18 protein-coding genes and 1 pseudogene are annotated in these 25,138 nt (G+C 60.7%); 14 read left to right on the top strand and 5 right to left on the bottom strand.

Annotated features, from left to right (window positions below):
• Nucleotides 1–15: 15 nt before the first annotated feature.
• From EN859_RS19410 to EN859_RS19400, 3 genes are all read left to right on the top strand, one after another.
• Nucleotides 16–2,730 (top strand): ABC transporter ATP-binding protein, encoded by a 2,715-nt coding sequence (locus EN859_RS19410; protein WP_127855664.1) that lies wholly within the window; start codon nt 16–18, stop codon nt 2,728–2,730.
• 40 nt (nt 2,731–2,770) lie between these two features.
• Complete coding sequence (locus EN859_RS19405; RefSeq protein WP_127855663.1) at nt 2,771–3,220, top strand: cyclic nucleotide-binding domain-containing protein; 450 nt, start codon at nt 2,771–2,773, stop codon at nt 3,218–3,220.
• A gap of 131 nt (nt 3,221–3,351) precedes the next feature.
• Nucleotides 3,352–4,206, top strand: coding sequence for an MBL fold metallo-hydrolase (locus EN859_RS19400; protein WP_127855662.1), 855 nt, complete (start codon nt 3,352–3,354; stop codon nt 4,204–4,206).
• 1 nt (nt 4,207) lies between these two features.
• Here EN859_RS19400 and EN859_RS19395 read toward each other — a convergent pair whose 3' ends face one another.
• Together EN859_RS19395 and EN859_RS19390 are read right to left on the bottom strand one after the other, a co-directional pair.
• On the bottom strand, nt 4,208–4,972 hold the full coding sequence (locus tag EN859_RS19395) for a polysaccharide deacetylase family protein (RefSeq protein ID WP_127855661.1): 765 nt from the start codon (nt 4,970–4,972) through the stop codon (nt 4,208–4,210).
• Nucleotides 4,969–6,057, bottom strand: coding sequence for a glycosyltransferase family 4 protein (locus EN859_RS19390; protein WP_127855660.1), 1,089 nt, complete (start codon nt 6,055–6,057; stop codon nt 4,969–4,971). Before EN859_RS19390 ends, EN859_RS19395 begins: the two co-directional genes overlap by 4 nt.
• 92 nt (nt 6,058–6,149) lie before the next feature.
• Between EN859_RS19390 and EN859_RS19385 the strand changes: the two genes are divergently transcribed.
• The 8 genes from EN859_RS19385 (at nt 6,150) to EN859_RS19350 (ending at nt 17,145) form a co-directional block, all read left to right on the top strand.
• On the top strand, nt 6,150–7,310 hold the full coding sequence (locus EN859_RS19385; protein WP_127855683.1) for a DUF3095 domain-containing protein: 1,161 nt from the start codon (nt 6,150–6,152) through the stop codon (nt 7,308–7,310).
• A 114-nt stretch (nt 7,311–7,424) separates the two neighbouring features.
• Entirely contained in the window at nt 7,425–8,768 is a 1,344-nt protein-coding gene (locus EN859_RS19380; protein ID WP_127855659.1) for a nucleotide sugar dehydrogenase, read from the top strand.
• Between the two features lie 245 nt (nt 8,769–9,013).
• The gene (locus tag EN859_RS19375) at nt 9,014–10,354 is read left to right on the top strand and encodes an adenylate/guanylate cyclase domain-containing protein (RefSeq protein WP_127855658.1); all 1,341 of its coding nucleotides are present in this window, start codon (nt 9,014–9,016) and stop codon (nt 10,352–10,354) included.
• 144 nt (nt 10,355–10,498) lie between these two features.
• Nucleotides 10,499–12,394 (top strand): ABC transporter ATP-binding protein, encoded by a 1,896-nt coding sequence (locus EN859_RS19370; protein WP_127855657.1) that lies wholly within the window; start codon nt 10,499–10,501, stop codon nt 12,392–12,394.
• Nucleotides 12,391–14,289: an ABC transporter substrate-binding protein gene (locus EN859_RS19365; protein WP_127855656.1), complete on the top strand. Its 1,899-nt coding sequence runs from the start codon at nt 12,391–12,393 to the stop codon at nt 14,287–14,289. Before EN859_RS19370 ends, EN859_RS19365 begins: the two co-directional genes overlap by 4 nt.
• Before the next feature lie 2 nt (nt 14,290–14,291).
• Complete coding sequence (locus EN859_RS19360) at nt 14,292–15,290, top strand: ABC transporter permease (RefSeq protein WP_127855655.1); 999 nt, start codon at nt 14,292–14,294, stop codon at nt 15,288–15,290.
• A complete protein-coding gene (locus tag EN859_RS19355) occupies nt 15,287–16,468 on the top strand; it encodes an ABC transporter permease (protein WP_127855654.1) in 1,182 nt (393 codons plus the stop codon). The genes EN859_RS19360 and EN859_RS19355 overlap by 4 nt, the downstream gene beginning before the upstream one ends.
• 197 nt (nt 16,469–16,665) lie before the next feature.
• Entirely contained in the window at nt 16,666–17,145 is a 480-nt protein-coding gene (locus EN859_RS19350; RefSeq protein WP_127855653.1) for a class I SAM-dependent methyltransferase, read from the top strand.
• Between the two features lie 37 nt (nt 17,146–17,182).
• Here EN859_RS19350 and EN859_RS19345 read toward each other — a convergent pair whose 3' ends face one another.
• Nucleotides 17,183–18,598, bottom strand: a complete 1,416-nt coding sequence (locus EN859_RS19345; protein ID WP_127855652.1) for an adenylate/guanylate cyclase domain-containing protein — start codon at nt 18,596–18,598, stop codon at nt 17,183–17,185.
• Nucleotides 18,599–18,804: 206 nt separating this feature from the next.
• Between EN859_RS19345 and EN859_RS19340 the strand changes: the two genes are divergently transcribed.
• The 3 genes from EN859_RS19340 to EN859_RS19330 all read left to right on the top strand — a co-directional run bounded on the left by EN859_RS19340 (nt 18,805) and on the right by EN859_RS19330 (nt 21,814).
• Entirely contained in the window at nt 18,805–19,629 is an 825-nt protein-coding gene (locus EN859_RS19340) for a hypothetical protein (RefSeq protein WP_127855651.1), read from the top strand.
• A 74-nt stretch (nt 19,630–19,703) separates the two neighbouring features.
• Nucleotides 19,704–20,228 carry a GNAT family N-acetyltransferase gene (locus tag EN859_RS19335; RefSeq protein WP_127855650.1) on the top strand — a complete coding sequence of 175 codons (525 nt, stop codon included), beginning with the start codon at nt 19,704–19,706 and terminating at the stop codon, nt 20,226–20,228.
• Nucleotides 20,229–20,428: 200 nt separating this feature from the next.
• Nucleotides 20,429–21,814 (top strand): hypothetical protein, encoded by a 1,386-nt coding sequence (locus EN859_RS19330; RefSeq protein WP_127855649.1) that lies wholly within the window; start codon nt 20,429–20,431, stop codon nt 21,812–21,814.
• A 648-nt stretch (nt 21,815–22,462) separates the two neighbouring features.
• Here the strand turns inward: EN859_RS19330 and EN859_RS19325 are convergent.
• Both EN859_RS19325 and EN859_RS40485 read right to left on the bottom strand, forming a co-directional pair.
• Nucleotides 22,463–24,931 carry an adenylate/guanylate cyclase domain-containing protein gene (locus tag EN859_RS19325; protein ID WP_127855682.1) on the bottom strand — a complete coding sequence of 823 codons (2,469 nt, stop codon included), beginning with the start codon at nt 24,929–24,931 and terminating at the stop codon, nt 22,463–22,465.
• Nucleotides 24,932–25,012: 81 nt separating this feature from the next.
• Nucleotides 25,013–25,138 (bottom strand): annotated as a pseudogene (locus EN859_RS40485) (branched-chain amino acid ABC transporter substrate-binding protein); the annotation flags it as partial.

Below are 25,138 nucleotides of genomic sequence, written 5' to 3'. Positions count from 1 at the left end.
GGTCCACAGTCGCATATGGAACCCAGCCTAGCCCGCTATATCTGGACGCACACCAAGAAGCAGCAGGTCTGGATATTGATGATCGTCGTGCTTTCGATGATCCCGTATTTCATGTCCTTCGACCTGCCGAAGCTGATCGTCAACGGCCCGATCCAAGGTAAGGGCTTCGAGCAGCCGGGCGCGACCCAGCCATTCATGAGGCTACACTATAACCTGCCGTTGATTGGAGAGGTCCAGTTCTTCTCCGGTTTTCAGCTCGACCGCAAGGAGACGCTGTTTGCCCTGAGCGTTGTGTTTCTCTTGCTAGTCATCATCAACGGCCTGTTCAAACTCTATATCAACACCTACAAGGGCCGCCTCGGCGAACGCATGCTGCGGCGTATCCGCTTCGATCTGGTCGATCGTGTGCTGCGGTTTCCGCCGATTTACTTCAAGCGGGTGAAATCCGCCGAAGTGGCGACCATGGTGAAGGACGAGGTGGAGCCGTTGGGCGGCTTCATCGGCGATGCCTTCCTGCAGCCGGTGCTGCTCGGCGGCCAGGCGCTGACGGCGATGCTGTTCATCGTGGTCCAGAACTTCTGGCTCGGAATGATAGCGGCCGTGATCGTGATAATCCAGATCGTGATCATCCCGCGAATGCGGCGGCGGCTTATCGTGCTCGGGCGCCAACGGCAATTGACGGCGCGCGCGCTTTCGGGCCGGGTTGGCGAAATCGTCGACGGCATCGGCGCGGTTCACGTCCACGATACATCAAACTACGAGCGCGCCGACATAGCTGCCCGGCTCGGGCTCATCTTTAGGATCCGCTTCGATCTTTACCAATGGAAATTCATGGTGAAGTTCCTCAACAACTTTCTCGCGCAGCTCACGCCCTTCCTGTTCTACATGATCGGCGGGTATCTGGTCATCCAGGGGCGACTGGACGTCGGCCAGCTCGTGGCCGTGATCGGCGCCTACAAGGACCTGCCCGGACCGATGAAGGAACTGATCGACTGGGATCAGGATCGGCAGGACGTCCAGGTCAAATATCAGCAGGTCGTTGAACAATTCACCGTCGAGGGTCTCATCGCGCCGAGAATCGGGGCGTTGACGATCGACGATCCCGATCCGATGACCAACCCGCTGTCGGCGATCAGTCTGTCCATAGCAGACGATGGCGGTGCAATGCTCCTCAACCGCATCTCCCTCCAGGTCAGGCCGGGTGAGACGGTGGCGCTGGTCAGCACGGCAACAGGTGGAGCGGAGGCGCTGGCAGAAGCCTTCGCGCGGCTGAACTGGCCGGACAGCGGAAGGATCGCTTCGGGCGGCATCGACCTGCTTGAACTCCCCGAAGCAGTGACCGGCCGGCGCATGTCCTATGCCTCGTCGGATGTTTTCCTGTTCCAGGCAAGCCTGCGCGATAACCTGCTCTACGGGTTGAAGCATGCGCCGCTGACATCGGTGCCTTATGACGGTGCCGCGGCAGACCAGCACCGTTGGAACATCCATGAGGCGCGCCGGTCGGGCAATCCGGATCTTGATATCCATAGTGACTGGATCAACTATGCTTCCGCCGGCGCTACCGGTCCGCACGACCTCTTTGAAGCCGTGCGCCGGGTGCTCGACGCGGTTGTTCTGTCGCGTGACATTCTGGACCTTGGCTTGCGCTCTTCGGCCGACCTCACGCGTCACACGGAGCTTGCCAGGCGGATCGTCGAACTGCGTGCGGCGCTGCGAACCCGGCTGGAACACGAAGGGCTGAGTGGACTGGTGGTTCCTTTCGAACCGGGCGCCTACAACAAGGAAGCAACGATCGGCCAAAACCTGCTCTTTGGCGCTGCCGCCGGCCCCGAACTGGCCGACAGGGCTCTAGCGGCCAATCCCTATTTTGCTTCTGTGCTGAGGCAAGCCGGCCTCGACCGCACGCTCTACGAAATGGGCATGGAGATCGCCGAACAGGCGATCGAGCTATTTGCCGACCTGCCGCCCGATCACCAGTTCTTCCAGCAGCTCGCCTTCATGAGCGCCGAGGAGATACCCGCCTACGAAACCTTGCTGCAACGGCTCAAGAACCGTTCCCACGAAGCGGTTTCGGAGAACGACCGCGCCATGATCGTCAGCTTGAGCTTTGCCTATATCGAACCCCGGCACCGCTTCGGCCTGCTGAGCGACGAACTGATGAGCAAGATCGTCGCTGCACGCAACCTGTTCCATGAAAATCTGCCGCCCGAGCTGCAAAATGCGATCGAACGGTATGATCCTGCTAAATACATTGCCGCGGCCACCGTCATGGATAATGTCCTGTTCGGGCGTGTGGGCAACAACCATCCCGACGCGCCCGACCGCATACGCTCCATCGTCTATGACATTCTTGACGAACTGGGACTTTATGCCGAACTTCTGGATGTCGGCTTGGATTTCAACGTCGGCTCCGGCGGCAGGCGGCTGACCGGTGGACAGCGACAGAAGCTCGATGTTGCCCGGGCCCTGCTCAAGCGTCCCGATTTTCTCATTCTCAACCGGCCGCTTTCGGCGCTCGACCAGCGCATGCAGGATAAGGTGCTGCGAAACGTGCTCGAGGAAGCCAGGCGCGACGGCCATTCGCCGGCAATTGTGTGGGTCGTGACGAATCCGGCAATGGCGATGATGTTCGATCGCGTTATCGTCTTCGACTCGGGTCAATTGGTGGAAGACGGAACACACGAGACACTTTTGGCAGGGAACGGTATCTTCAAGGAACTGCTGTCATAGACTAATCTGCCAAATGCGAATTTTGGGAAGGCTTGCGACAATGCTGCTCAAGGATGAAGTTGGAATGCTGCAGCGCGTTCCCTTGTTTTCTGGCATCGAGCCGACAAAGCTCAAGTTGCTTGCGTTCACATCCGATCGCGTGAGCTACAGCGCCGGCCAGATCCTTTTCCGGCAGGGCGACGAGGGTGACGCCGCCTATGTCATCCTTTCAGGCAGGGCGGATATTCTGGTCGATTCCGACAGCGGACCGATAAAAGTTGCTGAACTGGTGCCAAATTCGATTGTTGGCGAGATCGCCATATTGTGCAACAGCTCCCGCACGGCCACCGTCAGAGCGGCATGTCCGCTGGAAGCCTTGAGAATCCGCAAGGATCATTTCCTGAGGCTTATGAAGGAGTTCCCGGAAATGACCATCGAGATGGTGCGGGTTCTTGCCGATCGCCTAAACCATACGACCGCGGATCTGATCGACGCACGAAGCGCCAAATAAACGAATGACGTGCGCTCGATCCTCGCCGTCGGGATAGCACTAGCCTCTTACTGACAAGGTCACCAGGAGAAAAACCTGTCTCGCCTAGCAGCAGTGGCTACGATGGGCGACGGGGACTGCGAAGGGGTAGCATGGACGACGACGTTTTCCTGGTCAGGTTTTGGGGCGTGCGCGGCAGCATTTCGGTATCGGGGCCAGAATTCTCTCGCTATGGCGGCAACACAATCTGCCTTGAGATGCGATGCGGTAAGCATACGCTTTTGTTCGACGCGGGCTCTGGCCTGCGGCCTGCCGGCCGGGCGCTTCGGGCGTCGGGCGTGACCGATTTCGACCTGCTTTTCACCCATTGCCATTATGATCACATCATCGGGCTGCCGTTTTTTGCGCCGATCTATGACCGGAGCGTCAAGGTTACGCTTTGGTCCGGGCATCTTGCAGGACGCATGACGACCCGGCAGATGGCCGATGAGTTCATGCGGCCGCCGTGGTTTCCGGTGAAACTGGATATCTGCAAGGCAAGCCTCGACTGCCGCGATTTCGTATCCGGAGACGTGCTTCGGCCGCGCGAAGGGGTGGTGGTCCGAACCGGCAGTCTTGTCCATCCAGGCGGCTGCATAGGCTACCGGGTGGAATGGGGCGGCCGTGTCGTGGCAGTGATCACAGACACTGAGCACGAGCCGGATAAACTCGATCAGGCGGTGCTCGGCCTGATCGAAGATGCCGACCTCGTCATTTACGACTGCACTTACACCGAGGAGGAAATGGAACGCCACCGCGGTGACGGGCACTCGACATGGCAACACGGCGTCAAGCTCTGTGAGGCGGCCGGTGCGCGGGGGCTTGCGCTGTTTCACCACGATCCGACACGCACCGACGAGGAACTGGACGAGATCGAGAAACTGGCCAAGGACAGGTTTGCCGGCGCATTTGCCGCGCGGGATGGCCAGACGCTCAAATTTCCAGTCTCATTGCATAAAAAGCGCTGAGCTATTTTCCTTTGCCGGCGCTGCGCCCGATCAATGTCCTGATCGGAAGCCATGCGCAGGCTTCAGTCTGTGCGGTGACTGTGAACAGCCGTTCGAGGAAAAGCCAGGCCGATTCATCATGCACGAGATGGTGGGTGAGCAGGCCGACCGGTTCGCCGCCGTAGAATGCATGCTGCAATTGCGCGATGATAGCCTGAACCAATAGGCCATGATCGCGGCAACCGCGCGTGCCATGCCAACCCATGATGTCGACATTGCTGTTGATGACCGCCAGCGAAGCCGGCTTCGGCGGCCCATAGACCGACAATGCCGCAAATCCTATCGATCCAAGGTCGGATACCAAGCCGGCGTCGATCCTGTTCCAGGGTGGCACCAGCATCGGAACGGCACGTGCGCCGTGCAGCCCGGTTACGTGCGACAGCCCGCGAGCCAGATCATCGAGCACCGCCTCGCGTGGCCGATGCCGGCCGAGCTCCTGCTTTTTCTGGTCCTCGGGCGCATGATTTCGGTGCGCCCAGCCATGGATGGCGACCGTGGCATGCGGCGCCTCGTCAAGCCGGGCGACAAGCTTCTCATCCGTGAGGGCCGGAATGACGGCCAGAGTGACCGGAACCGCGAATTCACCGGTGAGGTCGAGCAGCCGATCAAGCGCAGGCGTCGGATCCACGGCGTCATCGTCGCGCAGCCAGAACTCTGCCTTACGGTCCGCCCGTTGCCGGCTCGCCAGTTCTTTCACCAAGGGTTGCCAGATCCGATCGGATGTCATGAAACTGGGATCATCGCAAGAAGTTCGGCCAGACGCGCCGCCGCAGCACCGAGGGAACGTTCTTCGAGGATGAAACGTCTGGCTTCTGCGGCCATGATGGTTCTTTCGTCGTTACGGGCCAAAAGCCTTTCAATGGCAGAAGCGAACGCCGCCACATTGCCCGGCGGGGTGAGAAACCCGGCCTGGCCATCCCGCACGACCTCCGGCACGCCGGCGATGTCCTGAGCCACCACCGGAAGGCCAGCGGCCTGTGCTTCAAGATAGGCAACGCCATAGGCCTCGCCGAAACCCGGCCAGACGTAAATTCCCCCCCTGTAGAGGACATCCGGCACGGCGGCTGGCTCAATCGCGCCAAGCCATTCGATACGGTCGGCGGGCAAGCCGGCGAATTGCGCTTTGACCTCTTCACGGGCAGGCCCGTCTCCGACGACCGACATGGTCCAGGGCAGGTGGCCGATCGAACCGAGCGCTTGCGCCAGCATGCGATAGCTTTCGACTTTGTCGCCCGGGCGCATCATGGCGACGGTAACGAGGCGCGTCGGACAACCCCGTGCCGGCGTTTCCCGGAATACCGATGTGTCGATGAAGGGCGAAAGCATGCCGAGAGCGGCGTCGGGTATCGCATCTGCCAGTCCCTGACGATCCCTTTGCGTGAAGCAGATGTTTAGCGTCGCCTGTTCGACGGCTCGCGCCACCAACGCTTGCGTATCGGCCCACAAACCGGTGTTGCGCCGCCTCGAATATGAGGCTTCCGCTGTCACCAAGGGGACACCAAAGGCCGACGCCAACTCGGGCCCGATCAGGTCGGGCGCCTTGTAATAGGGATGATAGGAGAACCAGAGATCGGGCTTGCCGTCACGATCCCAAAGCCTTGTCAGCCGCGCGGCTTCCTCTCGGGCCTCGATCTTGAGCGCATCGAAACTTTTCGACTCCGGCTCGCGTAGATAGAAGCGCAATTCGGATGCCAGTTCGACGCTATGCCCTCCATGCTCCAGCGCCTTAATCAGCGTCCGTGCCATCTGGCGGTCGCCGGAGGCAACGGGATGATTGGGTGACTTCAGCGGCGCGTAGAAGGCAATTCGCATCGCCGAACCCTATCATCGGAAAGCCTGCGCAAGTCAATTTCGAAGCACGATCGACTTCACCTTCAAGCGGTGGAATGTGCTATCTGATGCTCATGGAAACAGCTGCCGCGTCCGACCCGTTTGTCGCTTCTCTGCCGGTCTTCGCAAAGTTCGAAAGCGTTGCCGATATCGACAACTATCGGCCTCTCCCCGATGGTTGGGCGCTGGCCACCGCCGACATCGTCGGCTCGACCAAGGCGATCGAGGCTGGGCGCTATAAAACCGTCAATATGGCCGGCGCCAGCGTCATTTCGGCGCTACTCAATGCGCTGGGTCGGCAAGATCTTCCCTTTGTCTTCGGCGGCGACGGCGCGCTCGTGGCGTTTCCCGGCTCGGCGCTGGAGATCACCCGCAACGCGCTGGCGGCTGTCCAGAGATGGGTGGCGGACGAACTGGACCTGACCTTGCGTGCCGCAATCGTGCCGATAAAGGATATAAGAGCGCAAGGCCTCGACGTTCGCGTGGCGAGGTTCCAAGCCTCCGATGCGGTCTTCTATGCCATGTTCGCCGGTGGTGGCGGCAGTTGGGCGGAAACCGAGATGAAAGCGGGGCGCTACCGCATCGATCCTGCGCCGGCCGGCGCGCGGCCGGATCTGACCGGCCTCTCCTGCCGCTGGAACCCGATCGAAACCCGGCATGGCGAAATTGTCTCGATCATAGCCATACCGGGGGCGTCGCGCGACTTGCGCGGTTTTCAATTTCTGGCTTCCGACATCATCGCCCTTGCCGGCAGGCAGGAACGCGATGGCCACCCGGTGCCGGTGAACGGGCCGGGCTACAGTCTTCCGCCCGCCGGCCTCGATATCGAGGCGCGTGCCATGGTGCCGGCAGGATGGCGGTGGCTGTCGAAGCTGTGGATATTGTTCCTGATGACGCTTACGGCCGTCACCGATAGATATGGCTGGACGATCGGCAGTTTCGATCCGAAGATCTACAAACGCGACGTGGCCAGCAATTCGGATTTCCGGAAGTTCGACGACGGCTTGAAGATGACCATCGACGTTGACGCGGATGTGTTGCAACGGATCGAGAACCGGCTGAAACAGGCGGAAGAGGCGGGCATCTGCAACTATGGCCTGCACCGCCAGAAATCGGCCTTGATGACATGCCTCGTCGCCTCGCCGCTGCAGCGCGATCACGTTCATTTCATCGATGGCGCCGCCGGCGGCTATGCGATGGCTGCCACAAGCCTGAAGGCGAAGGTGCCGGTTTGATGACGGCTTGCGGAAATCGATCTTCCGCAATATGCCTCGGCCATGGTTCTTGGGACTAAGTGAGCCTCGCCATGGGAACGGACAGCCTGTCCGAATTGACGGGAAAGCAGATTTTTGGACGCCTCACCATCGATATATGACCGTCTTCTAAACCGGATTTCGACGCGTGCCGCGCAAGTCGGCGTGATCGGATTGGGCTATGTCGGGTTGCCGCTGGCGGTTGCGATCGCACGCGCCGGCTTCCCGGTTTCCGGCTTCGACATCGAAGCCCAGAAGGTCGAGAGCCTGAACAACGGCCAATCCTACATCGAGGCGGTGACGTCGACAGCCCTTGCCGGCCAGGTGGTGAGCGGACGGTTCCGCGCCACTGCGGATTTTGCCGAACTGGCCGTCTGCGATGTCGTCATCATCTGCGTTCCAACACCACTGACGAAACACCGTGAGCCGGATCTGTCCTTTGTCAGGAACACGGCAGGCACCATCGCGAAGTATCTGCGTCTCGGCCAGCTGATCGTGCTGGAATCGACCACCTATCCCGGCACCACCGACGACGTGATCAAGCCCATACTGGAAGAAACCGGCTTGCAGTCGAAGATAGACTTCTTCCTCGGCTTCTCGCCCGAACGCGAGGATCCCGGCAACCGCAGCTTTGAAGTCGCGACGATCCCCAAGGTCGTGGCAGGCGACGGCATTGAAGCGGCGACGCTCGTGCAGGCTTTCTACCAGGGCGTGGTCAAGACCGTCGTTCCGGTTTCCACCACGGCGACCGCCGAGGCGGTCAAGCTGACGGAAAACATCTTCCGCTCGGTCAACATAGCCCTCGTCAACGAGTTGAAGGTCGTGCTCGGCGCGATGGGCATCGACATCTGGGAGGTGATCGAGGCGGCAAAGAGCAAGCCCTTCGGCTACATGCCTTTCTATCCTGGCCCCGGACTTGGCGGGCACTGCGTTCCGATCGATCCCTTCTACCTGACGTGGAAGGCGCGCGAATACGAACTGCCGACCCGCTTCATCGAGCTGGCGGCAGAGATCAACACGGCCATGCCGCGTCATGTGGTCGATGAACTGGCGAAGGCGCTGGACCGGCGCTGCGGCAAGGCGCTCAGCCGCTCGCGCATTCTCATCATCGGGCTCGCCTATAAGAAGAATGTGCCCGACATCCGCGAAAGCCCCTCATTGCGGCTCATTGAACTCATCGAGGAATGGGGCGGCAAGGCGGAATTCCACGATCCGCATGTTACCGAGATCCCGACCACACGGGAGCATATGGCGATCAAGGGGCGCCGCTCGGTCGAATTGACCGAGGCGGCCTTGAAGGATTTCGATGCTGTCATCGTTGCAACAGACCACGACGCGATCGACTATCAGACGATCGTTGATCACGCCCTTCTGATTGTCGACACACGCAATGTTTTTGGCCGCCTCGGGTTGGCCCGAGAGACGGTGGTGAAGGCTTGACGGCGTCTGAGCCGGCGAATTTTTTGCCCGATGTCAGGATCGTGATTGCACTCCGCCGACAGCTTCGCCACATATGCCCCAGGAAATAGATGCAGTTACGCCTGCTCCTTGCCTGCAAGGACAGTCATCCGGGAAATTCTTCGCCGGCTTAATTGACGTCGAGGGTCTTATCTTTGGGTCGTTGGCAGACTGTGTTGTGGCGAATCAAAGGAGAATGGCTCGTCTTCGACGGGTTTCGAGATAGCATGAGCACAGCGCAAGCAGAAATTTCCACCATTCTCATGGATAAGGTTGCCGATTGGCTGGCCCAATCGGCGCTGGCGGGCAACGACCTGGAGACATTGGTAAAAGGCTTTTGTGAACGGCTGGCTGCCGCCGGCCTGCCGCTGAAGCGGGTGCATTTGAGCTTTTCGATGCTTCATCCGCTTTATGATGCGCTTGGCTTCACCTGGTTTCGCGGCCAGGGCATGGAAGTGGAAGGCTTCCGCAAAAAGGCCGGCGTGCCGTCTGACAGATTCCTGACCAGCCCATACTACCATCTGCTCAACAATAAGCTCGAGCATCTGCGACGCCGGCTCGACACGTCGGTGCCGTCGGAGTTTCCTGTTTTCGATGAACTCAGGCTTATGGGCGTCACCGATTACATGGCTTTCGTCCATCCCTTCAGCGGCAACACCAGTCAGGGCATGATGGGGTCTTGGTCCACCGACAGTGCTGAAGGCTTCAACGACAGCATGATTTCGGCGCTGCTGCGCATCCAGAGCCATCTCGCTATCGCAACCAAGATGGCGGTGCTCACCAAGCTCGCCGACAACATGATGACCACTTATCTCGGCGGCGACGCTGGCAGGCGCGTGCTTGACGGTCAGATCAAGCGCGGCGAGGGAGATACCATCCGGGCCGCACTGGTCATGGGCGATATGCGCGGGTCGTCAAGGCTTGCCGAAATCTCCGGCCGCGAAATCTATATCGATACGCTGAACCAGTTTTTCGACGCCGTTGCTGCGCCTTTCAATCGCAAAGGCGGGCAGATCATGAGTTTCATAGGGGATGGCTTCATTGCCGTCTACCCTTGCGAAAGGCACCGCTCGCAGTCCGAGATCGCCTGCCAGGCTGCTTTTGCGGCAGCGCACAAGGCCACTGCGCGCATGATGGATCTCAATCTGCGAAGAAAGGAAAAGGGGTTGTCCGACATAAAATTTGGCATCGGCCTGCATGTCGGCAACGTGATGTTCGGCAATGTCGGGCTTACCGACCGGCTCACATTCTCTGTCTTCGGCTCGGCTGTAAACGAGGTCCAGCGCCTCCAAACCCTGACCAAGAAATATCCGCACAGCGTTCTCGCCAGCAAGGACTTCGCCAGCTATTGCGGCGCCAACAGCTGGCTGACGCTCGGCAACGAGGAACTGGCGGGCATCAAGCAGAAGCTGACGGTGCTTTCACCCGATCTGTCGGGTGCTCTCGCACTCGATGAAGACGGTGCGCTGGAGCCTATTTACGACCGAAGATCGGACGCCGAGCAGGTCATGCTGCTTCATCGCGATGCCGCGCGGCTGTCGGCGGGCGACCCGAGGAAGCTCCAGTAACCGCCACGATCTGATCAGAACGCCTTTGGTAGGCAGTCCGTTCGCCGGTTCCGCCACTGGCGACCGTTTCGAATCCAAGTTGCTCTAGGCTGGCAATGCGCTAGTCTCGCTTTCTGGACCTGCCAGAGTGGGGCTGGTGTGAGAATGAATTCGGGCGTTGATCTGCTGCGGGTCGAAGATGTTGGCATCTCTTTTGCCATTATCGGGGGACCGTTGCATGCCGTCAGGCGTGCAAATCTTCGCGTCCTGCCCGGCAAGGTTACCGCGCTTGTGGGCGAGTCAGGTTCCGGAAAATCGGTTCTGAGCCAGGCAGTGATGGGCATTTTGCCGAACACAGCCCATGTTCGCGGCCGTATCCTGTTTTCCGATCCTGAAAAGCCCGGCACGACGCAGGATATCCTGCAGATGCCGCGTGATGGACCCGAAATCCGGGCGTTGAGAGGCAGCCGCATCGGCAAGATCTTTCAGGAGCCGATGACATCGCTGTCGCCGCTGCACACGATCGGCAACCAGGTCAGCGAATCCCTGCAGATTCATACGCCCATGGCTCGGGCGGAGCGCAAGGGGCGGACCGAGGAAATGCTCAGCCTTGTCGGCTTTCCCAATCCCAAGCGCGCCTATGACATGTATCCATTTGAACTTTCGGGAGGATTGCGTCAGCGCGCCATGATCGCCATGGCGCTTATCTGCCGGCCCGCCCTGTTGATCGCCGACGAGCCGACGACGGCGTTGGACGTCACCATCCAGGCGCAAATCCTGCAATTGCTGCGCGGGCTTCAGACCAAGCTGAACATGGCTATGCTGCTGATCACGCACGACCTCGGCGTGGTCGCCAATGTCGCCGACGAGGTGGTGGTCATCTACCATGGCGAGATCATGGAAGCGGGACCTGTCGAGGCGATATTCCGCCGGCCAGGTCACCCTTACCTTAGGGGCCTGATGGCAGCCGTTCCGCATTTCGACCTGAAGCCTGGCGAAAGGCTAAAGGCGCTCCGCGAGGTGCCGGTGAATGTCGGGAACCTGCTCGGCAAGCAGACGGCGCCGGTATCGAAGGGGCCGGACGACATCCTGCTGTCGGTCAGGGATCTGAAAAAGGTCTTCACCATCCGCAAGTCCGGATGGTTCGGCGGGGATCATCAAACCTCTATTCGCGCCGTGGACGGCGTGAGCTTCGATATCAGGCGGGGTGAGTGCCTGGGTCTGGTCGGCGAAAGCGGCTCCGGCAAAACCACTGTCAGCAAGATCCTCATGCGGGCTGTCACCCCGAACGGCGGCTCTGTGATCTTCAACGGCCGCGATGGACCGATCGACGTCTTGGAAGGCGAGAGAGACGCCCTGCGCCTGCTGCGCGCGAAAATCCAGATGGTCTTTCAGGATCCGGTTTCGTCGCTTTCACCTCGCATGACGGTGGAGAACATCTTGAGCGAGCCGCTGGAAATCCATCAACGCGGCAATGCCGCGTCCCGACTCGCCACGGTCAAGAGCCTGATGCAGGCAATCGGGCTCGATCCGCGCTTCATCAAGCGTTATCCGCACAGTTTCTCCGGCGGGCAGCGTCAACGTATCGGCATCGCGCGCGCGTTGGCGCTGGGGCCTGAACTTCTGATCTGCGACGAGCCGGTTTCGGCGCTCGATGTCTCTGTCCAGGCGCAGATCCTGAACCTTCTGAAGGACCTGCAGAAGGAACTGGGCCTGACCTACCTATTCATATCCCACAACCTGGCGGTAGTGGACTACATGGCAGACCGCATCGCGGTGATGTGCGGCGGGCGTATCGTCGAGCTTGCGCCGCGCGAAATTCTGCTTAGGAAACCGATCCACCCCTACACGCGCTCACTGGTCGCCGCAGTACCTTTTCCCGATCTCGACAGGCCGATGGATTTCAAGACGCTGAAGCTCAGCGGCGCTTCCGACACCAACGCATGGGGACCGCAATTCCGCGACGAGGGCGACGAGGATATGCTGTCGCCGCTCGATCTTGGCGGCGGCCACCTCGTGCTGGCCCGACGTTCGGCCGATGTCAGCGAGCTACGCCATTGATCGGCCGGCGCACCGTCCTTGGGCTCATGGCTTCGGCATTTCTGCCGGGCACGTTGCGCGCCGGCGATCTAGAGCCGGAATTTCTTCAGCCGCAGCTGAAGGCCAGGGCGCTGCCGGCACTCGCCGAACGCCTGCCCAAGAGCCCGCGCGCGTTGAATCTCGCTGCGATGGGCCGGCAGCCCGGCCAGTACGGCGGCACGCTGCGCACGATCATCGGCAGCCAGAAAGATATCCGGATGATGACGATCTACGGGTATGCTCGCCTGGTCGGCTATGACGAAAAGCTTAACTTGCAACCCGACATTCTCGAAAGTTTCGACGTAACGGATGATCGCGTCTTCACTTTCAAGATACGGGAAGGACATAAATGGTCTGACGGTAGCCTGCTGACGCCGGAGGATTTTCGCTATTGCTGGGAAGATGTCTGGCTGAACGATGAGCTTTCGCAAGGCGGGCTCGCCCCGGGCCTGCTGGCGGACGGCAAGCCGCCACGCTTCGAGATCGTCGATCCGTTGACGGTCCGCTATAGTTGGGATGCGCCCAATCCCGACTTCCTGCCCAAGCTCGCTGCTGCCTCGCCGCTATCGCTTGTTCTGCCGGCCGCCTATCTCAAGCAGTTCCACAAGAAATACCAGGATCCATTCCGGCTCGCCGGCCTAATGAAGGAGAACCGGGCCCAGAAATGGACGCTCCTGCATATCCGCATGTCGCGGCAGTATCGCCCGGAGAACCCGGAGCTGCCGACGCTCGATCCCTGGCAGAACCGGACCAAGCCGCCGGCTGAGCAGTTCGTCTTCGAGCGAAACCCGTTCTTTCATAGAATAGACGAGAATGGCCGGCAACTGCCCTATGTTGACCGGATTGTCATGAATGTCAGCTCGTCGGCGATCATTTCCGCCAAGACCGGTGCGGGCGAGAGCGACCTGCAAGGCATGGGAATTGACTTCGCCGATTACTCCTTCCTGAAGGATGCGGAGAAGCGCTACCCGGTGAAGATGCATCTCTGGAAACGCACACAGGGTTCGCGGCTGGCGCTGCTGCCCAATCTGAATTGTGCCGACCAGGTGTGGCGTGGCCTTTTTCGTGACGTGCGCGTGCGCCGCGCACTTTCGCTCGCTGTGGACAGGCGCGAGATCAATTTGGCTGTGTTCTATGGATTGGCGCAGGAAAGTGCCGATACGGTCCTGCCGGAGAGCCCGCTCTACCGGCCGGAATTCGCGAAAGCCTGGGTCGCCCATGATCCCGACCAGGCCAATGCCCTGCTCGACGAGGTCGGGCTTCAAACGCGCGACGATGATGGCCTGCGGATACTTCCCGATGGACGCCCGGCGCAGGTCATAGTGGAAACGGCCGGCGAAAGCACGCTGGAAACCGACGCGCTCGAACTCATCACCGATCACTGGCGCCAGATCGGCATCGCCCTGTTCGTCCGGACTTCGCAGCGCGACATCTTCCGCAGCCGCGCGCTTGGCGGCCAGATCATGATGTCGATGTGGTCGGGCATCGACAATGGCGTGCCGACCGCCGACATGAATCCGTACCAGTTGGCCCCCACCATCGACGACCAGCTGCAATGGCCGCTCTGGGGTGCTCACTACTTGTCTCGTGGCACGCTCGGTGAGGCGCCCGATCTTCCGCCTGTGGTCGAGTTGATGGCTTTACTCAAGCGCTGGAACGCATCGACCGAGGCCACGGAGCGCGCCGAAATCTGGAATTCAATGCTGTCGATCTACACCGATCAGGTGTTTTCGATCGGCACGGTGAACGGAACGCATCAGCCGGTTCTGGCGTCCTCACGGCTGCGCAATCTGCCTGACAAGGCGCTCTACGGCTACGACCCGACCGCCTATTTCGGTGTCTACATGCCGGATACATTCTGGCTTGGAGAGTCCTGAGCGTGCTTCGATATATTGTCTGGCGCATCGCCGTGATGGTTCCAACGCTGCTGATCATATCGGCGCTGGTGTTCACGATCATCGAACTTCCCCCAGGCGACTATTTCGACAGCTATGTTTCCGAGCTTCGGGCTCAGGGCGAAGCGGTGGATTCCGATCGCATCGAGATGATGCGGAAGGAATATGGTTTCGACAAGCCGCCGGTCATTCGCTACTTCTACTGGGTCGGCGGGATGCTGCACGGCGATTTCGGCTATTCCTTCGAGTATGAGCTGCCGGTTCGCGACGTCATCGGGGACCGAATGTGGCTGACCGTGCTGGTTTCCTTCGTCACGATCATCTTTACCTGGCTCATCGCCTTTCCGATTGGCATGTACTCCGCCACGCATCAATACAGCTGGGGCGACTACGGCCTGACTTTCTTCGGCCTTCTCGGCCTTGCCATTCCGAATTTCATGCTGGCGCTGATCCTGATGTATTTCGCCAACATCTGGTTCGGCACGTCCATCGGCCATCTCATGGACCAGCAATATCTCGGCGAGCCGATGAGCTGGGCCAAGGCGAAGTCGATCCTCGCCCATCTCTGGATCCCGGTCTTGATCATCGGCACCGGGGGCACGGCAAGCATGATCCGGCGGCTGCGCGCCAATCTGCTCGATGAGCTTCACAAGCAATATGTCGTGACCGCGCGCGCCAAAGGCCTTCATCCCTTCAAGGCGCTAGTCAAATATCCGCTGCGCATGGCGCTCAATTTCTTCATTTCCGACATCGGCTCTATCCTGCCGACCATCATCTCCGGCGCCGAAATCACCGCGATAGTGCTGTCTTTGGAAACGACCGGACCGATGCTGATCAGGGCGCTACAAAGCCAGGATATGTATCTGGCAGGGTCGTTCCTGATGTTCCTCGCCTTCCTGACGGTCATCGGTGTCCTGATTTCGGACCTGGCGCTGGCGCTGCTTGATCCGCGAATTCGTTTGCAGGGCGGCAGCACCAAATGAACACGCAATCGCCGCTGCCCGCTCCGGGTGCTCCATTGCAACACTACGTTTCCGTCGCGCCCTTTGACCTGCAGTCGGTCGAGGCGATGACGGCGGAGCAGTCGAAGGTGTTTCAGGCGTCGCAGTTGCGGCTGATGTGGTGGAAATTCCGACGGCACCGGCTTGCCGTTGTATCCGGCATATTCCTGGCAGCGCTCTATTTCGGGATACTGATCTGCGAGTTCCTGGCGCCCTACAATCTGCACACGCGCAACATGGACTACATTTATTCGCCGCCGCAGCGGGTGCACCTGTTCCACAACGGCCAGCTCGTCGGGCCGTTCGTCTATGGCCGCCAGATGAGGCTGGATATGGACACGCTCAAGCGGAACTACATCGAAAAACAGGATGATGTTCAGCGGATCCGTTTCTTCTGCAAGGGCGACAGTTACCGGTTCTGGGGCCTGGTCGAAGGTGACAGGCATTTTGTCTGCCCTGCCGAAAACGGCCAGCTCTTTCTGGCCGGCACCGACAGGCTGGGGCGCGATGTGCTTTCGCGCATCATCTATGGCGCACGCATTTCACTGACAATCGGCCTTGTCGGCATCAGTTTCAGCTTCCTGCTCGGCATCGTCATCGGCGGACTGGCTGGCTATCACGGCGGTATCTTCGACCTGATCGTTCAACGGATAATCGAAGTTCTGCAATCGATCCCCAGCATTCCGCTATGGCTGGCTCTGGCGGCGATCATGCCGATAACCTGGAGTCCGATCCTGATCTATTTCGGCATCACCGTCATCCTCGGGCTGCTCCACTGGACCGGACTGGCGCGGGCCGTGCGTTCAAAGCTTCTAGCCTTGCGCGAGGAGGATTACGTTCTGGCCGCGCAATTGATGGGCGCCAGCAGCAGCCGCATTATCCGGCGGCACCTCATTCCCGGCTTCATGTCGCATCTGATCGCGACGGCGACGATCTCCATACCCGGCATGATCCTGGGCGAGACGGCGCTGAGCTTCCTTGGGCTCGGCCTGAGGGCGCCGACAACCAGCTGGGGCATCCTGCTCACCGAGGCGCGCAGCGTCAGCGTGATCGCGTTCTATCCATGGCTGCTTTTGCCGATGCTCCCCGTCATTCTCGTCATCTTGGCGTTCAACTTCCTCGGCGATGGCTTGCGGGACGCCGCAGACCCCTACAAGTGAGATCGCTATTCCGCCGCTCGCCGGGCCGCCGACTCCTTGTCGGCAGCCTGTTCGGTTGTTGCAGTGTTCATCGTTCGCCTCTATATGTGCCGAGACGCGATCGGGGTTTAACACGTCGCCCTCGGGTTTCACCCGTGAACCGTTCTCGTCGCGGGCATTGCCGATCTCTTGAGCTGGTTCAGGACACACAAACGCATATGACTCGCCTCGAGAATTTCATCAGCAGGATGACCGCACAGCGCGACATTCTCGATCAAGTTTGCCCCGAGGTGGCGAAGATGGAAGGGCTGGTGCTCGAGCTCGGCCTCGGCAATGGCCGGACGTTCCACCATCTGCGCGAGCGCCTGCCCGGACGCCGGATCGTGGTGTTCGACCGCGAACTTGGCGCACACGCCAGCTCAATTCCCGAAGCTGAAAACCTCGTGCTCGGCGAAATACGCGAGACGGCGACCAGGTTCATTGGCATCGACGCGGCTCTTGTTCATGCCGACATCGGCACCGGCTATGAAGATCGCGATGCTGTGACCTCTACCTGGCTTCCCGATCTGATCGCGCGCCTGCTTCGCGTCGGTGGCATCGCGGTCAGCGGCACGCCGCTCGATCACCCGCTGTTGCAACGCCTGCCGCCACCGCCTTCGGTGCCCGCCGATCGTTATTTTGTCTGCAGGCGCGTGTGAGGGGCCGAGACGACCCAAATCTTCAGGGGCCAAGTCTTCAGGAGATCGTATACACCGCTATCTCTCGCTCAATGCCGCGCAGCGAGACCTCGTGGGGCACGGGCGTCAGCGCGTTCCTGTGCAACAGATCGGCGGTGAGATTGTCGTCGACCACGGCACGAGTGGCGAAGATCGCCTGTGCGTTGGCAAGGTTCTGGACCCGCGAAGCAATGTTGACCGTCTGGCCGAAATAGTCCTGTCGCTCGTTCATAGACACGGCGATGCAGGGGCCGGCATGAACGCCGATCTTGAGCAGCAGATCCTCGCGCCCGCTCTTTTCGTTGAGCGCATGCATGGCATCGCGCATCCTGAGGGCCGCAGCAATCGCACGATCGGGCGTCGCGAAGGTGGCCATCACCGCATCACCGATCGTCTTCACCACCGCACCTGCCTCCGCAGCGACGATCTCGTGCAGAACCTGGAAATGCGCGCGCACGAGATCGAAGGCCGAAAGGTCGCCCACCCGCTCGTAAAGCGCGGTCGATCCGCGCAGGTCGGTGAACAGGAAGGTCAGGCTGGTGATCTTCAGGCGCTGGTTGATGTCGAGCGTATCCGTGCGATAGAGATCGCGGAACGTCTGGTTGGTGAGCAGGCGCTTGGCGGTGAGGAAGGGCCGGCGTTTGCCCAGGAAATCATGCAATGCCTGGCCGGCGATGAAGACCGTCGGCAGCACGCGGGTGTCGGTCCTGTTTTCCAGCGAAATGCGCAACGGGCCGGGTTGCATCTCCAGCGTCTGGTTCTGGACATGGTCGCGGTCGAAGACCAAAGACAGGCTTCGGCGCTCCTTTGTTGGTTCGCCCTTCACGTCGATGAACTGCGCTGAATGGGTGACCGGCTCGAAGACGATGATGAATTCGGACGGAAGTTGTATGGGCAGAACCGCCTTTTCACCGGGCGCAAGCTCGATATCCTCCAGCGAGAACGCTTCCAACTTTTTCGCGAAATCCTCATCCGGCACATCGACGCCGGACGCCCAGTAGATCTGGCGGAAATATTCCACCACCGGCAGTTCGTGTGGATTGTGGGCGGCAATCCTGCGTATGCGGGGACTGACGGTGAATGTCACCTCGACCATCTCGTCGAGGGTCGGCGAATAGCCCTCGGAGCACAGCGCGCAGCTGTATTCGTCCTTCTGCAGGGTTTTCAGCGTGGCGTTGGTGTCGAGCACGCCACCACAGCCTGGGCACAGAACATTCCAGGAAATGTCGAAGATGCCCACCCGCGCCGCATGGAGAAAGGCGCTTATGGCGCGCTCCTCGTCGAGGCCATGCTTGCTGGCAAAGGCTGGCGCATTGATGCGGCAAAGTTCGCGGTCGTTGCCGTCCGCGATGGTTCGCTTGATCGCGTCGATTGCCAGTTGATCGACATCGGTCGATTGCCGCAGAAGCGAGAACAGATCCTGAGCTTCGTTCATCGTGCAGGCTCCGGAAAATGCGCCCCCGAAGGCGTGTTGACCGGACCGCTCTTTGGTCCGAGTGTTCCATTTTACTTCGAAACGGACCGTACGGCCATTCGAATAGATAGGCTCGGTGACAGTTCAATTTCCATTCGGCGGATTTTCACCAGCCGCCAGCGGCACTATGATGGTGCATGGGGCATTCATCTTTGGGACTCTCTCCCATGCCGACATCCAACAACCCGCCATTTCCCGCGGCCCTGCGGCTTTTCTCTGTTGCGGTCATCATCGTCCTGATCGTCGGCGCCGGCCTGTTTTTCGCGCCTGTGCTGGTCAAGCCGGGCTGGCCTTGGGCCGTCACGCCGTTCAACGCCCGCTTCCTCGGCGGCTTCTACACCGCCGAAATGGTCGTGATGGCGGCGCTGCTGTTCTGGAATCGCTGGTCGCCCGGCAGGCTCGTGCTCGTCATGGCCTTCATCTTCACCGTCATCGTGTCGGTGGCTTCGTTCGTCAATCTCGGCTATTTCAACTTCGGGCGCAAAGCGCCCTGGCTCTGGTTTTTGGTCTATCTTGCCTCGGCCGCGGTATCCGGGCTCTTCCTGTGGCGGGCCAGGGCCCGTCCTTCTGCAAAAGGCGTGACCTTAAACCCCGCATGGCGCGGCTACATGCCGGTGGAATCGGCGCTCCTTGGGCTCTATGGCGTCGGCCTGTTTTTGTTTCCCCTGACATTCAGCAGCATCTGGCCATGGCCGGTCGATGCCTTCCACGCTCAGGTCTACAGCGCTATCTTCCTCGCCGGTGCGGGCGGCATATATCTCGTCTGGAGAAGCGCGCCGCGCGAAGAACTGCTGGTGCTCGGCTTGGCCCAGTTTCTGGTTGGCCTGCTTGCCATCCTTGGCCTCGTCATCACCGATGCTGCGGTGCACCGGATCGACTGGACGGCGACCGGGACATTGTGCTGGCTCGCCCTTTTTGGCTGGATCGGCATCAGCGGCGTCTTCAAACTCTACGCCGCCTCCCGGTATTTTAGCTCGCAATCGGCATCATAGGTTGCAGAGACGGCTGGATTTTCAGGTGACGTCCGGTGCATCGTGCCAGGCCGATTGCCTTCGCCGGGAACGCCATGACCAGCAAGACCTCGCCATCCTCCGAGAAAATCCAGCCGCAGCTCCGGTCCGTCCGGCCAAGCGATGCTGAGGCGCTTTGCGCTATCTTCAACATGCCGGGCTTCCGCTGGGGCACGCTCAGGATGCCTTTCGAGATGGTGGAGCAGGTGGAGCGGCGCATCGCCAAGTCCGGCCAGGAAACCACCTGGATCGTTGCGGAGTTGGACGGCAAGGTCGTCGGCCATGGCAGCTTGGTCGTGCAGGGTTCGCCGCGCCGTTCGCATATCGGCGAGATCAATATCGGCCTTGACGATGCCTTTGTCGGCAAGGGCATCGGCTCTGCCATACTCGGCGCGCTGCTTGACGTGGCCGACAACTGGCGGGCCCTGAAGCGGGTCGAATTGACCGTCTATGCCGACAACGAACCGGCTGTCCGTCTCTACACAAGCCACGGCTTCGAGGTCGAAGGTCGGCATGTGAAGGCCGGTTTTACTGACGGGCAGTACCACGACCTCCTGAGCATGGCCCGGCTGCGGTTCTGAGATCCGCTGTTTGGCCTTAGCTGTTTAGCCAATCTGACAATTCGTGCCGAGTCGGCGAACAGGTGATTGCTCATGGAGAACTCCGTAGGATACGGTCGATTTCGTCTCACACCATTTGATCGAGGTGACGATCTGGCCGGCCGCATCCAGCAAGTCTGGTCTCCCTTGGCGTTTGCACCGCAAGCGGCTAGACGGGACCAATGACCGCCGTCTTTGATCCAGCCCCTACGCCTCCGGTGGAAATTCTCGCTGTGCTGTCGTTGCTCTGCCCGGAAGTCGTGCGTGATATCGAGCAGAACTGGAATTCACCGGTTTCCGATTACGCCCGCCATCTGTGGCGGCCGGTGGCAAGGCCTGCATCGGGCCCGGCGGTCGCTGCCCGCTCGATCCTGCGCGAAGTCCTGCATCAGCGCCTCGGTGTGATTATGCAGCCTGAGGAGATCGGCAAGGCCCTCGAAGAGTTCGAGCACAGACCGGTGATTCAGTCCGGCCTGCACTGCCTGCTTCTGATGGACCGGATCACCTTCGATGCCCTCCTGCTTGCGTGGCTCGGCGCGGTCGAAAACGGGCTGTCGGCCTTCTTCGGCTTCATGGGAACCACGATGACCATGGAGACAATTGGTCGGGAGGGGCCGGGCTGGCTCGATGTCGGCGACGACAAGGTCAACCTGTTTGGCATGGGGCGCCACAAACTGTGCCGCAAAAGCGCCTGCGTGGCCGGTCCCGTCTCGCTCAATAAGCGCGCGCTCGAAGCGGTGGGCGATGAAACGGATGCCAGCCGCTGGCTGGGCACACTGCTTGCCAGTCAGGACAAGGTGTTTGGAACCGCCGCCGATGCGCTGACAGCCCTTAACGAGGATCTGGTCGCCAATTGGGATCGTGCCGGCATGGCCCTGCCGGTTTTCATCGATGATCGACTCGCCGCGGCTGCCATGGCGCGGCATCTAGAATATGACGGCAGCCTTCTTTCCAGGCTGCTCATTGAACCCGCAAGACGCCAGCGTCTCGAACATGCCTTGCAAGAGGCCGCATCGAGCCCATTTGGCAGATTCCTGCCCAATGCCACGGACTATTTCTGGGGCATCCGCGAGGAGCGCGTGCGCAAGCTCGTCCTCGAGAACGGGCACCTGATCGAGCCTGACAGGCCGCATGGTCTTTCCATCCCGTTCGAGCGGTCGCATCTCAAGCAGGCGCTGCTAGACGGCGTGCTGCTGCCGAACTTGTTCCTGATGTTCCTCGTCCTTGCTATATTGCCGCGGGTCCGGGTTGTGGGCGGCCTGAGACAGATTGGCTATGTAGCGCTTTTCCACTCGATCCTGCTGGCTGTGCTAGACGAAAACGCGCCGGAAGAGCGCGATCTGGCTGCGGAGCTGCAGGTTCGGGAAAATGCCTGGGGCATGCGGGTCATCGATGAAAAGATCTCGGTCCGCGAGCAGCTTGCCGGCCTGCCGGAAGGGGCGCTCTTCCCGGACTTGCTCCGGCAATACCGATTGCGGACATTTGCCGAGACGACCGACGAGCTGAGATTGGTTCGCGAAAACGCCCGATGGCGCAAGATCGGCCAGGCAGAGATCAACGCGACCTGAGCCTCACGTCAGGCCTTATTTCAGGTTGATTTTCTAGTGCGGTTCACCGTTTCGCGGAAACGCAGAACCGCTCTATCTCTTTGTTTTGGCGCAATTTCTGACGGAAAACCGGTACGCCCGCAACATCGCCAAAGTACGATCTTCGTCCGCGCTCGCGAGCCGGCTGTATCCGACCACATTTGCAGCCAGGGTTGCGGCTAGCTTACGATTCTCGCTCATGGGTCCGTCTCCTCATCCCCACGATAGCAGGAAGACGGAGGGTAACAGGGAACTTTCGATTCTACTCTGAGCGACTTTGAGTGAAATCGATGCTAACCGCTTTCGGCAGTCAAATGCAGCCGACGTACGCACCTGGGCAGTGACTGCTCTATCACGCTTTCGGACGTTCGACACTGTCACGCCGAGCGCCCGCTCTGGGTCAAACTTTGCCGTTTAAGGCGGCGCCCGGAACGGGCAACTTGCGCCATATCCGGACCTTGCCAGTGATGCCGTGAATGTTAAGTCTCGGCTCCGATGCGGACGTTCCGCCCGAGTTCGAAGACTGACCGCAACCGTTCTGCGGCCTTCGCACCGATAGCGCCAATGAGCGGCGTCCCACATCCCACTCCTTGCGTCCATTTGGGAGGGGTCGTTGTGGGCCAAGCCTTACTACCCGGGCTTGTGACAAAGCCGATCCAGCGCGTCTCGAAGTGCAGTGGCGGCATCGCCACGCTCGTCAGGGGACATCAGCTCCGGTTCAAGTTCCAGCCTGAAGTGCGGCAGCTCGGTTCGAACGGCACGACGAGCGGCCGCCAGATTGGCCTTCAGATCGATGACGCGGTAGGTGGCGACGGGATAGGCGATCCCCTTGACCTGGACGTGTCCCAGCTCCTCACAGTCGATTGAGTCCTTCACTTGCGCAAACGTCTCGTAGGAAATGAGGATGGCCCCCGGCGGCGCCTCCTGCTCCAGGCGTGAGGCGAGATTCACGGCGCCGCCGATTATCGTGTAGTCCATCCGGTCCTCGCTGCCGAAGTTACCGACGGTGCAGTAGTCGGTATGGATGCCGATGCGACAGCGCAGCGGTGTTTCGATCCCCATGTCCCGCCAGACTTCGGCAAGCTCGCTAATCCGCTTTTGCATTGCAAGTGCCATCTGCGCGCAAGCCAGCGCGTCCTCCTTGACGCCGCGAGTCTCGGGATCGCCGAAAAACATCAGGATCGCGTCGCCGACATATTTGTCGATCGTCGCGCCGTGATCCGATGCAATTTTCGACATTTCCGTCAGATAGTGATTGAGGAGTTGGGTGAGATCCTCGGATTCCATTTTGTCAGTGGTCTCGGTAAAGCCGGCGATATCGGAGAAGCATATTGTCAGTTTCTTCCGCTGGCTGGCGATCCTGACCTCCTGGCGGCCGGTGAATATCGAGCGATACACTTGGGGCGCCAGATACTTCGCCAGCTTGCTGGAAAGCGCCTCCAGAACCACGGATTTCTCGGCGAGGTTCTCCTCCCTTTGCTTCAGCTCAGTGATGTCCGAATAGACGGCGACCGTGCCGCCGGCGCTGATCCGCCGCTCGCTGATCATGACCCATCGCCCGTCGCCTCGCCGCTGCACCCAAGGTTCGCCAGGGTTGCGGTGCCGCGAGAGGCGCTCGGCGACCCACTCCTCGACCCGCCCCTCGGCGTCCCTGATGTAGCCTCGCTCAGCGGATCGGCGAATGATTTGCTCGAATGTCGTGCCGGGCGTCAGTTCGGTCTCCAGACCGGTGTAGAGCAATTCGCGGTAGCGGCTGTTGCTGAGGACGAGCCGGTCCTCCCCGTCGTACAGAGCGAATCCTTCGGAGATGCTTTCGATGGCATCGATGAGCCGCTGACGAGCTTCCGCAACGTCGCGCAGGTTCTTTTCCTCGACCTCGACAGCAGTATCCCGGAAGAGTCTCAGCGCTTCGGCCATGCGCCCGATTTCGTCGCTGCCCGCGGCTGGCAGCGGCGCACGAAGGTTGCCCCCCGCAATCGCGAGCATGCCCTGGCTCACGGCCCCCAGTCGGGCGAGGAGGCTGCGGTCGACATAGAGCCAGACAACCAGAACCGAACTCAGGAGGCTGAGGAAGGCGGAGCCGAGCACAACCGCGGTGCCGTAGCGCTGGACGAGCGCGGCTTCGCGACCGGACGCAGCGATCTCCTGGTCTGCCGTGGCGACCAGGCGATCGACGCCAGCGGTGAGATTGCGCGACAGTCGATTGTTCTCGGCCAGAAGCCTTTCGCCCTGTGCCAGGACAGCAAACTCGTCCTCCCGCGCCTTGGGGATGCTGTCCTCGCCGTCGGTCAAACCCTTGAATTCGTCGACACGCTGCCGGAAGCGGGTCCGCAGCTTTTCGTCGATCTCCGTGGAAACCTTTTCAAGAGCAGTGAGCGAACGGCGTAGCGGAAAAAGGATCAACGCCAGGTCGCCCGGCGTCGGCGCGTTCGCGACCTTCACCAGCGCGTCGTTGACCGCCGAGATCTCCAGCTGCGCCTTCTGCTGGGGGATGTAGGCCGCAATCGCCTGGACCAGGTCGGCCATCGCCGCTGCGCGTCGATCGGGCGACAGCGACGTGTCGGCCGCGACCGCCCGCCATTGCGGGAGCCTGGAATCCATCACTAGGATGCCGGTGGCGACAAGGCGCTGGCTTCCGGTCGTCGTCGCGGCGAGGCGGTTCAGGAGCTCCTCCTTGCGGGCGACCACGTCGAGCCGGGCGACAACAAGAGAGTCGAGCTCCTTCAGGTTCCGCCTCAGAACAATCGCGGCTTCCTCGATCTCGGCCAAAGGCACTGTGCCCAACGTGGCATCCCGGATGTCCGTGCGCAGGGCCTCGAGGCGGGACATCTCGAGCGCGACGGCAGCCGAGACCTCGCTGTGCTGAGCCCTGCTTGTCGCTGCCAGCACCGATGGCGCGGCAGCAGCGACCCGTTCGGCCTGGCGCGACAGCTGGAGGGAGGCGAGCGCCGACGGCACTCGATCCGTGGTAATTCGGTCGACGACGTCGCCAACCTGGAGGAAGGCATAAAGCGCCGCAGCGGTTGCCAGCACCGCAAGGGCGCTGATCCCGAAAAAGGCGAGCAACAGCCGGCCGCGTATGCCGAGGCGTTCAAGCATCTCGGCGAGTCGGAACAGTTCGGCCACACTGGTCTGCATCAGACTAGACGTCTCAGCCGGCACGCCGGCGATCAGCGAACCCTATTCAACCGGCACGTACTCTCCGCCGCGCCAGACGTACCAAACCCAGCTCTGCTTCGTGAGGTCGCCCTTGTCGTCGAAATCGACCCGGCCGATGACGGTTTCGAATTCCTGTTCGTGCAGTGC

Source organism: Mesorhizobium sp. M00.F.Ca.ET.216.01.1.1, assembly GCF_004010325.2.
Lineage (GTDB): Bacteria > Pseudomonadota > Alphaproteobacteria > Rhizobiales > Rhizobiaceae > Mesorhizobium.
This window is presented reverse-complemented; position numbering and strand designations above follow the sequence as displayed.

Bases quoted from the DNA above. Each gene is read 5' to 3' on its own strand.
- EN859_RS19410 (WP_127855664.1), top strand. From the start codon at position 16: ATGGAACCCAGCCTAGCCCGCTATATCTGGACGCACACCAAGAAGCAG.
- EN859_RS19405 (WP_127855663.1), top strand. From the start codon at position 2,771: ATGCTGCTCAAGGATGAAGTTGGAATGCTGCAGCGCGTTCCCTTGTTT.
- EN859_RS19400 (WP_127855662.1), top strand. From the start codon at position 3,352: ATGGACGACGACGTTTTCCTGGTCAGGTTTTGGGGCGTGCGCGGCAGC.
- EN859_RS19395 (WP_127855661.1), bottom strand. From the start codon at position 4,972: ATGACATCCGATCGGATCTGGCAACCCTTGGTGAAAGAACTGGCGAGC.
- EN859_RS19390 (WP_127855660.1), bottom strand. From the start codon at position 6,057: ATGCGAATTGCCTTCTACGCGCCGCTGAAGTCACCCAATCATCCCGTT.
- EN859_RS19385 (WP_127855683.1), top strand. From the start codon at position 6,150: ATGGAAACAGCTGCCGCGTCCGACCCGTTTGTCGCTTCTCTGCCGGTC.
- EN859_RS19375 (WP_127855658.1), top strand. From the start codon at position 9,014: ATGAGCACAGCGCAAGCAGAAATTTCCACCATTCTCATGGATAAGGTT.
- EN859_RS19370 (WP_127855657.1), top strand. From the start codon at position 10,499: ATGAATTCGGGCGTTGATCTGCTGCGGGTCGAAGATGTTGGCATCTCT.
- EN859_RS19355 (WP_127855654.1), top strand. From the start codon at position 15,287: ATGAACACGCAATCGCCGCTGCCCGCTCCGGGTGCTCCATTGCAACAC.
- EN859_RS19350 (WP_127855653.1), top strand. From the start codon at position 16,666: ATGACTCGCCTCGAGAATTTCATCAGCAGGATGACCGCACAGCGCGAC.
- EN859_RS19345 (WP_127855652.1), bottom strand. From the start codon at position 18,598: ATGAACGAAGCTCAGGATCTGTTCTCGCTTCTGCGGCAATCGACCGAT.
- EN859_RS19340 (WP_127855651.1), top strand. From the start codon at position 18,805: ATGCCGACATCCAACAACCCGCCATTTCCCGCGGCCCTGCGGCTTTTC.
- EN859_RS19335 (WP_127855650.1), top strand. From the start codon at position 19,704: ATGACCAGCAAGACCTCGCCATCCTCCGAGAAAATCCAGCCGCAGCTC.
- EN859_RS19330 (WP_127855649.1), top strand. From the start codon at position 20,429: ATGACCGCCGTCTTTGATCCAGCCCCTACGCCTCCGGTGGAAATTCTC.
- EN859_RS19325 (WP_127855682.1), bottom strand. From the start codon at position 24,931: ATGCTTGAACGCCTCGGCATACGCGGCCGGCTGTTGCTCGCCTTTTTC.